6 protein-coding genes and 1 pseudogene are annotated in these 8,556 nt (G+C 66.3%); 5 read left to right on the plus strand and 2 right to left on the minus strand.

Going from position 1 to position 8,556, the window contains the following annotated elements; translation table 11 throughout:
• Positions 1–20: 20 nt before the first annotated feature.
• The 3 genes and pseudogenes from ACWDO5_RS26670 to ACWDO5_RS26680 all read left to right on the plus strand — a co-directional run.
• Entirely contained in the window at positions 21–2,612 is a 2,592-nt protein-coding gene (locus ACWDO5_RS26670) for an outer membrane protein assembly factor BamB family protein (protein WP_450532902.1), read from the plus strand.
• 162 nt (positions 2,613–2,774) lie between these two features.
• A complete protein-coding gene (locus ACWDO5_RS26675; RefSeq protein WP_450532903.1) occupies positions 2,775–3,542 on the plus strand; it encodes a sulfite exporter TauE/SafE family protein in 768 nt (255 codons plus the stop codon).
• 73 nt (positions 3,543–3,615) lie between these two features.
• Positions 3,616–3,807 (plus strand): annotated as a pseudogene (locus ACWDO5_RS26680) (cytochrome P450); the annotation flags it as partial.
• Positions 3,808–4,776: 969 nt separating this feature from the next.
• Here the strand turns inward: ACWDO5_RS26680 and ACWDO5_RS26685 are convergent.
• Positions 4,777–5,304 (minus strand): MarR family winged helix-turn-helix transcriptional regulator, encoded by a 528-nt coding sequence (locus ACWDO5_RS26685; RefSeq protein ID WP_450532905.1) that lies wholly within the window; start codon positions 5,302–5,304, stop codon positions 4,777–4,779.
• A gap of 111 nt (positions 5,305–5,415) precedes the next feature.
• On the opposite strand from ACWDO5_RS26685, the gene ACWDO5_RS26690 reads away from it, so the two are divergent.
• The gene (locus ACWDO5_RS26690) at positions 5,416–5,991 is read left to right on the plus strand and encodes an NADPH-dependent FMN reductase (protein ID WP_450532906.1); all 576 of its coding nucleotides are present in this window, start codon (positions 5,416–5,418) and stop codon (positions 5,989–5,991) included.
• Between the two features lie 255 nt (positions 5,992–6,246).
• Here the strand turns inward: ACWDO5_RS26690 and ACWDO5_RS26695 are convergent, their stop codons facing one another.
• A complete protein-coding gene (locus ACWDO5_RS26695; protein WP_450532907.1) occupies positions 6,247–7,359 on the minus strand; it encodes an ABC transporter substrate-binding protein in 1,113 nt (370 codons plus the stop codon).
• Positions 7,360–7,781: 422 nt separating this feature from the next.
• Here ACWDO5_RS26695 and ACWDO5_RS26700 point away from each other — a divergent pair, with 422 nt between their 5' ends.
• Positions 7,782–8,345: a hypothetical protein gene (locus ACWDO5_RS26700; protein ID WP_450532908.1), complete on the plus strand. Its 564-nt coding sequence runs from the start codon at positions 7,782–7,784 to the stop codon at positions 8,343–8,345.
• Positions 8,346–8,556: the final 211 nt, after the last annotated feature.

The raw sequence follows: 8,556 nt of genomic DNA on the forward strand, positions 1-8,556 counted from the left end.
AACTAAACAGAGGAAAAACTGTGACATCTGCAGACAGAATCGGTATGCGCGATGTGTCGCCCGCGGTGCGCCGCGGCCTGGTTCTCACCATGGCCGGCCTGGCCACGGCCACGCTGATCACCCCGCTCGTGCCGACGGCCGCCGCGGCCCTCGACCCGGAGGTGGCAACCACCAGCGGTGTCGTGTTCAAGGACGCGAACAACAACGGCACGCAGGACACGGACGAGCCCGGTATCGAGGGAGTAAGTGTCTCCGACGGTGTGAAGACCGTGGCGACTGACAAGCAGGGCCGGTACACCCTGAGCATCGACGTGGCCCGCCGGGCCACGGACATCGTGTTCATCACCAAGCCGGCCGGTTACGAGGTGCCCACCGACGAGGCCAAGACCCCGCAGTTCTACCGGGTTCTGGGAAAGCTCGCGGACGGTGTGCAGTCCAAGGCCGACTTCCCGCTCGTGCCCAGCTCGAAGGGCGAGAACGGCAAGCTAGCTTTCGCCAATGTCGCCGACACACATGTGACGCCGGACCTCGCCGACCAGATGCGGCAGATCAACTCCACCGCGCAGGACCTGGCGTTCGTACAGGTCAGCGGTGACCTCACCAACAACGCGACGGACGCCCAGTTCCAGCAGTACCGCGCGTCCACCGCGGCGTCGAAGCTGCCGGTGTGGCCCGCGGTCGGCAACCACGAGTACTTCAACGGCGGTGAGCCGACCTACGCTGCGCGCATCGACAACTACCGGCGCTACGTCGGCCCTGAGTGGTACTCGTTCGACTACGGCGACCGTCACTTCGTCGTTCTGGAGAACATCGGCGGCGCACCCATCGAGGAGCAGCGCGAGTGGCTGCGCCAGGACCTCGAGACCCACGCCAAGGGCAAGCATGTGGTCGTCCTGACGCACGCACCGATGAACGTTCCGTTCGGAGCGCCCTCCACCTACGACTCGTTCTCCGAGCTGCTCGAGAAGTACAAGACCGAGCTCGTGCTCGTCGGTCACGAGCACTCCAACGACGTGGACGAGAGTGTGGTCAAGGGTGCCAAGCACATCCAGACCAACTCCAGCTCGTACACCATCGACCACAGCCCGCGTGGCTTCCGTTACGTCAACATGTGGGGCAACGGCTTCGACAACCCGTTCCGGATGTACGGAGTGGAGAAGTCGCTCGCCGTCACCAGTCCCGCTCCCGGAGCGTCGGTGTCCGCCAAGGGGCTCGACGAGATCCAGGTGAACGCGTACCACACCTCGGACAAGGTCGAGAGCGCCCGATACCGCGTCGACGGCGGCGAATGGCAGTCCATGAAGAAGTCCGGTGAATTCACGTGGTACGCCAAGTACCCGACCCTTGCCAAGGAGGTCGGCGAGCACACCCTGGACGTGGAGGCCGTCGCGGAGGGCGGCGCCCGCTGGCAGAAGTCGTCGACCTTCCAGCTGACCGACGCCGCGCCGGTCAAGGTGGAGCCGGGTGCCGATTGGGCGCAGTTCCACGGCGACGCAAGCCACAGCGGTGTTGCCAGTGACGTCGTACGCCCGGATCTGGAACTTGCGTGGACCTACCGCACGCCGGGCACGATCCTCACCGGCTCGCCCGCGATCGTCGGCGGCGTCGGGTACGTCGGCACCCGTGATGAGAACGACCTGAAGAACAACCGTGTGCACGCTGTCGATCTGAAGACCGGCAATGCACTGTGGTCCGCGCGGACCGACGCGTCGGTGCACGGCTCACCGGCCGTGTCGGACGGCCTGGTGTTCGTCCCGACGATCAACGGCACGCTGTACGCCTTCGACGCGGTCACCGGCAAGGAGCGCTGGCGGCGCGAGCCCGAGGCCGCCGAGCCGGACCAGCAGCGCTCGTACTCCTACTACTCGCCGACCGTCGCCGAGGGCAAGGTGTTCTGGCCCTACCAGACCCGCTACGGCAAGGCCAGCCGCGGCCTGCTCGCCGCGCTGGACCCCAAGACGGGTAAGGCCATCTGGGAATCCCCGATGGCTGGATCGACCATGAGTGACGGCACTCCGGCGGTCGCCGACGGGAAGGTTTACGTCGGCAACCAGACCGCCGACATGCTCCTCGCCTACGACGCGGCCACGGGCAAGCAGCTGTGGACCGCGAACGCGGCCCTCGGTGGCTGGCAGGACGGCGCACCCACCGCCGCCGGCGGCCGGGTCTTCATCGGCTCGAACAACGGCGTGATCGCCCGTGACGCGGAGACGGGTAAGACCCTGTGGACCTACCGCAGCACCGGCTCCTCCTATATCCCGGGCAACGCAACTCCCTCCGCGCCGGCGGTCGTCGGCGACACCATGTACATGGGCTTCCCCGATGGACGCGTCACCGCGCTCGACACGGCGACCGGCACGGTCAAGTGGAATGCGACCATGCCCGGCAAGAAGTACCTCGGCGGCGTCCTGTCGGCCCCCGCGGTCAGTGGAGACACGGTGTACATCGGCTCCAACAACGGAATCCTCTACGGCCTCAACCGGCTGACTGGCGAGACAGTGTGGAACTACGAGATCGGCACGTGGGTCGCCTCCGCGCCCGCCATCTCCGGCAACACGCTCTTCGCCGGCGCCTGGGACGGCAACCTGTACGCCTTCGCCACCAAGAAGTAACCCGGCGCTCCTGAGAACTTGGCGGGGAGGAATCCTGAACATTCCTCCCCGCCAAGGTCGGCAAAAGTTTTCCCGACCGGCGTTCAAGCAGGTCAAAGGTCGTATCTGAAGCATCCTATGCGACCTCGCCGGTTCTCCGGGCGCGTAAGATCAGCTCCTGGTATGGACATCATCATCAGCTGGGAGTTCGTTGCGCTCGCCGTGGCAGCCGTACTCGTCGGCTTCTCGAAGACCGCTGTGAGCGGTGCGAACACGGTCAGCCTTGCGATCTTCGCGGCGGTGCTGCCGGCGCGCGAGTCGACGGGGGTGCTGCTGCCCGTACTCATCGTCGGCGATGTGCTCGCCGTACTCACCTATCGCAGGCACGCCCACTGGCCGACCTTGCTGCGAATGTTTCCCGCGGTCGCCGCCGGTGTGGTGGTCGGCACGCTGTTCATGCTCTGGGCCGGCGACGAAGCCGTACGTACTTCGATCGGGGCGATCCTGCTGCTGATGGCCGGGGCCACCCTCTGGCGCAGACGGCCGGGCGCGGACGAGGCGCTCGCATCGCAGGAAGGTCGAAGGGGCCGGCTGAAGGCACGTTCGTACGGCGTGCTCGGCGGATTCACCACGATGGTCGCCAACGCGGGTGGGCCCGTCCTGTCGCTGTATCTGATTTCCGCGGGCTTTAAGAAGCTCGGCTTTCTGGGGACCGCGGCGTGGTTCTTCCTGATCGTCAACACCTCGAAGGTGCCCTTCAGCGTGGGCCTCGGGCTGATCGACCGGCGTTCTCTCCTGCTGGACGCGGTGCTCGCCTTGTTCGTGCTGCCCGGAGCGCTCATCGGGAGGGCGTGTGTGGACCGGATCGACCAGGTGCTCTTCGAGCGGCTGGTCATCGCGGCGACCGTGCTCGGCGGTCTGCAACTGCTGCTGTTCCAGCCGGTCGCGTGACCCAGCGCCACAGCCTCCTGGCCCCCGGGCCATCCGGGTGTGAGGGCCCTTCCCGATCACCCCGCCGGTCTCCCAGCAGCATGTGGCCTTCGGCCACGGGGCGCACGGCTGCCCGGGCTCGCAGCTCGCGCGCGAGCAACTCCGCCCGGGCATTGAGCTGTTCGCCCGCAGGCTGCCGGGCCTGCGGCTCGACGAGGACAAGCCGCCGGTCGTGATGCGGCCTACCTTGATCCACCGCTCGCCCGAAGCGCTCCATCTTCTCTGGTGCGACCTCCTCGTCGGCATGATCGAAGAACGCCTCCAGCTCAGGCTTGGTGAACGCTCGGCGTTCCGGCTCGCCCTCGGCTTCGTCGGCGTGCGTCGCAGCATTCCAGTCGTAGACCACCTGGACTGGGTGGGTCCCGAAGTGCCGCAGGCACTCGTCGGTCCAGCCGTAGGCCGGGTTGGTCAGGAAGTCGCAGAACTGGCGCACCGAGCCCTGGTAGTTGCGCAGGGTGGAGCGGACACAGCCATGCACGGCCCGCAGATCGGCCGACCAATCGTCGACGTGCTGTGGTGTCCACTGCCACGGCATCGCACCGGCGTGCCGGGTGAAGGGCCGGACCGTACGCTCCTGGTCATCCACGTACCCCGGCGAGAGATTCCGGGCGAGCTGCTGGTTGCGCCAGCCCTTGATCATCGCCTCGAAGACCTGCTCGTCCGGCCGCAGCAGCGGCAGACCGTCAATCAGGTGCAGCCGAGCAGACCCTGGAACGAGACCGTCTCCACCCGTCCGCCATCACTCTCCGTCTATCGCATCTGACGCGAGAATTTCGCATCAGATGCGACACGGGGCGTCTTCGCAGTTCAATCGCTCAATGGAGTGAGATTCACGCACGGTCCCGGCCCGACTACCGTGGCTCCGTGCAATGCCGAGGCGAACTCCGCTGGCGAAAACGGCTCATCCTCAGTCCATGTCCGGCATCCAGGACAGGTGTTGCCTATTCGCATCCGATGCAATTGGCGTCGGTAGCCTGCCTGCAAAGCGGCCTACCGCTGGGCCTACGGCCACCACGCTGAGGCGGTCGAGATCGGCTTCGCCATCATTGACGGCTGCAAGGCGGACGTCTCCCCATGGCGCTCGGTGTGCGGGACGAGCTTCGTCCCAGGTCACGGCCAACGCAGGGATGCCCAATATGACCGGCCGACCCTGCCGGGTCGTCGCCCGGCGCGCGCCGGTGGGTACGCGGTCGAGCTAGGACCTGGGTTCGGCGACGTCGCACGGGTCGGATGTGACGTCGCAGGGGGCAGCGGCCAAGTCCATGTCCCGGACGTCGCAGGCGATCCGGCTGAGCAGGGTCCGGAACGCTTGGCGCTCATTCTCATCGAGCGCCTCAAGGAGCCGGTCTTCGGCTTCCCGTACCTGCCGCTGCAGGTCCTGGAGGGTGTTGACGCCCCGGGCGGTGGCGACGATCTTGCGCTGGCGCCGATCGGCAGGGGTGAGCCGGCGCTCGACCAAGCCGGCCGTGACGAGGTCGTCGATCAGGTAGGTCATCACGGTGCGGTCGATCCCCAGGTACGTGGCCAGGGCGAGCTGATTTTGCTGGTCACCTCGGACGACGACAGCGAGTGTCTGGTAGCCGCGGGCACCCTGCGGGACGTCATCGAGCACCGACGCGACGACGGTCCGGTACGCGCGCATCAGGACGAGGAGGGAGAGACCGAAGTCCCCCGCGAAGTCGACACCGTCGGCGACCGGCGTGGTCGGTGTCTCGGTGCTCATAACAGGAATGATACCCACCCACTCATTGTTGGACAGATCATCTGCACAGCATGCGATCTATCAGACAACGCACTTCCGCGACGAAGCGCCGCAGATGAGAAGGCAAACGTCATGCTCAAGATCGGCATCATCCTCGGCAGCACCCGCCCCAACCGCAACGGCGAACAGGTGGCGAAGTGGGTGCTCGACATCGCCTCGCGCCGCGACGACGCCACGTTCGAGCTCATCGACCTCCGCGACCACCCCCTGCCGCACCTCGACGAGCCGCTGCCGCCGATGCTCGGCCAGTACCAGCACGAGCACTCCAGGCAATGGGCGGCCAAGATCGCGTCGTTCGACGGGTTCGTCATCGTGACACCCGAGTACAACCACGGCATCCCCGGCGTGCTGAAGAACGCCATCGACTTCCTCTACGCCGAGTGGAACAACAAGGCGGTCGGCTTCGTGTCCTACGGCGGGGTCGGCGGCGTCCGGGCCGTCGAGCACCTGCGCGCGGTCGCCGCCGAGCTCCAGATGGCCGACGTACGCCAGCAGGTCGCACTGTCGATGATCACCGAATTCGAGAACTTCAGCGTCTTCAAGCCCGGCGCCCACAACCTGCCCGCCCTGAACACGATGCTCGACCAGGTCATCGCCTGGAGCACCGCGCTCGCACCGCTGCGCATGGCCCCGGCCGTCGCCGCCTGAGCGCGCCGCCCGGTTCTGTTCACCCCCCACTGTCCCAACACCTTTGACCAGCTCAACCAAGTGGGGCGAGAAGCAGCCCTGGGGAAATTCGCAGATTCTCATCATGGGCTGCCCCGGGCTAGCGCCGGCTGCCGCGCGATAGTGTGAGAATGCGGTCGGGGCCCCCGCCGCGAAGCTGAGAGCCCGTATTAACACGTAGACAGGCAGACGGCCTCAAGTTCGGACAGATCTGGGCAGTCGGACCTCCGTGCTCTCTCAGCTGGCGTGAAGGATCCGAAAGCGATCGGGTTCCGCCGGATCTCGATCAACGACTTGGATTGGCGTCCAAGCCCATTGCCAAACGCTGATGCCTGGCGTGCGGGAGAACTGGATCTGCCCGCGAGTGCCTTCGACTGCAACGCGCGGCCAGGATTCGGCAGTGCGCGCCCGGTCCGCGCCGTGAGAACGCAGCACATCGGCGAGGACGGCGACCGTGTCGTAGCCCTCGAAGGCGACGAAGGAGGGCGCTTCGGCCAGCCGCTCGCGGAGGGCCGTCTCGACTCGTGCACCGAGTGGGCTGAGGCGCTCGGGCAGGTAGCGCAAGAACGGGATCGCGGCGCTGTCGTCGCCCAGCAACGTCGCCCATTCGGCGAACTCCGGTTGCCCGGCCGGAGCACCAATCATGATCTCGGCGAGGCGCTGGTCGCGGCGGACGGACTTGACGATCGACACTGCCGGCTCCGGGTGGCCGACCAGAAGAAGGAGGGCTGTCGCGCGATTGTCGACGAGTTCGTCGCACACGGCCGTGGGGGCGAGCGCGCGCATGTCGAGTTCGATGACGGTGCCGCCGCGTGGAGCGAGGTAGTCCCGCAGAATGCGGGCCCCAGATGCCCAGTAGACACTCGACTCGGCTGCTACGGCGATACGACTGTGGCCCGCGCTGAGGAGGAAGTCTGCGTAGATCTGCCAGCCGTGGGACTGCGCCGGGGCGAGGCGCGCGACCCATTCCGTTGGCTGTTCGGTGAGCGCGTCGAGAACCGCTGACGAGCAGAGGAACGGCAGGCCGAGGGCGTCGGCCCTGGCGGCAGCGGCGCGAGCGACGACGCTGTGATACTCCCCCGCCAAGGCAGCCACGCCCAGGCGAGCCAATTCATCCACGGTGGCCGCGGCCCTCTGTGGATCAGCCGCGGTGTCTCGGACCACCAGCTCGAGTGGTCTTCCGACGATCCCGCCGGCGTCATTGACTTCGCGAACGGCCAGCTCGAGTCCAGCGAGCAAGTGTTGGCCTGCCTCGACCCAGCCAGGCCGAGTTAGCGGAACGAGAGCGCCGATCTGGATGGATGATCCGTCAATCCGCTCCGCTCCAGGTGGCGATGGTGGCGTATTCATGCGTTGGCGTCTCCCGTGTGACGATTCGGTTGTAGTTTGCCCGGATCGCAGAGTGGCAAGGCCCGGTAGTACGCGTTCATCTCATCTCGCCGTGGCGGGCGCACCTTGGTGACCATGCCGGACATTGCATCCACCACCATCGCCAACAGGCAACCGATTATTTGTTCGCTGAGCTGCCAGGCTTCAAGAAACCTTCGTTTTCTGAAGATCGCCCTGCATGGCCGCCCGGACCCGGGTTCAGGCGAACAACGGGGTCGAGTAGGAACCATGCAGAGAGTGCAGTTTGGTGTCACATGATTTGACACTCCGCCACTGTGCTGCCGCGGCGGTGATCGTCTGGACGCCTGTCGAATGACGGACGGGGGGCGGAATCGTCCGCCGCCGCCCCCTCGGTCCGCGCGGCACCTGACCGGCTGATCCCGGTGGCCGAGACGGCAACGGGACGTGGGAACGTGCTTTCTTCGCCCTATGGGGAGATCGGTGCCCGCGTGGCGGGGACCGAATTGGCCGAGGCCAGCAAGGTTCTCAGCCTCTTGCTCGACGCCGGGTGGTCGTGGGCCGCTCTGGCGGTGGCGGTCGGTTGGGCGGCCGGGTCTCGTGTCCGTGGAGCGTTGGGTGGGCTGTTGGCGCTGGTGGCGGCGACAGTCTCGTACTACGTAACGGACGCCTATCTGTGGGACGCGGGCACGGACATGATCGTGTGGCTGGTTGTGGGGCTGCCTTTGGGCCTGATTCTTGTCACGGTGGGCGCACTCGTCAGGCGGCCAGGTCTGACCGGGCTGATCGCCGTCTTGATCGTTCCGGTCGGGGCTGCTGTGCAGATGGTGGCGCTGCCACCTGGCGAGGGTCTCACCACGTCACTTCCCGGAACCGTGGCAGAGGCCATTGCCTGGACGGGCGCCGTGTTCGGTGCCGTCTGGGCCCTTTATCGGTTTTGGCGTGAGCGTCACGCTCTCGGCACTGCCGAGATCGACATCGGCACTTGAGCTACGGCGGGGCGGAATCGGTCGATTGCGCCCCCTCTCGCCGATCCAATGAAGCGAGCCAGGCATAGCGGTGCAAATCGGTGCACCGATCCAATCGGGTTTGCGCCTCCCCATTTAGAACTCCTAACAAAGTGAGAGGTTGACCAGTCGGCGCCAGCAGATGATGCCGCAGGCCAGGCTGAGGAAGGCTTCGTGGATGTCGTCGCGGATC

It is taken from the genome of Streptomyces sp. NPDC000880 (assembly GCF_053599675.1).

Excerpts from the sequence above, each read along its gene's own strand:
- ACWDO5_RS26675 (WP_450532903.1), top strand. The coding sequence starts at position 2,775 with ATGGACATCATCATCAGCTGGGAGTTCGTTGCGCTCGCCGTGGCAGCC.
- ACWDO5_RS26685 (WP_450532905.1), bottom strand. The coding sequence starts at position 5,304 with ATGAGCACCGAGACACCGACCACGCCGGTCGCCGACGGTGTCGACTTC.
- ACWDO5_RS26690 (WP_450532906.1), top strand. The coding sequence starts at position 5,416 with ATGCTCAAGATCGGCATCATCCTCGGCAGCACCCGCCCCAACCGCAAC.
- ACWDO5_RS26695 (WP_450532907.1), bottom strand. The coding sequence starts at position 7,359 with ATGAATACGCCACCATCGCCACCTGGAGCGGAGCGGATTGACGGATCA.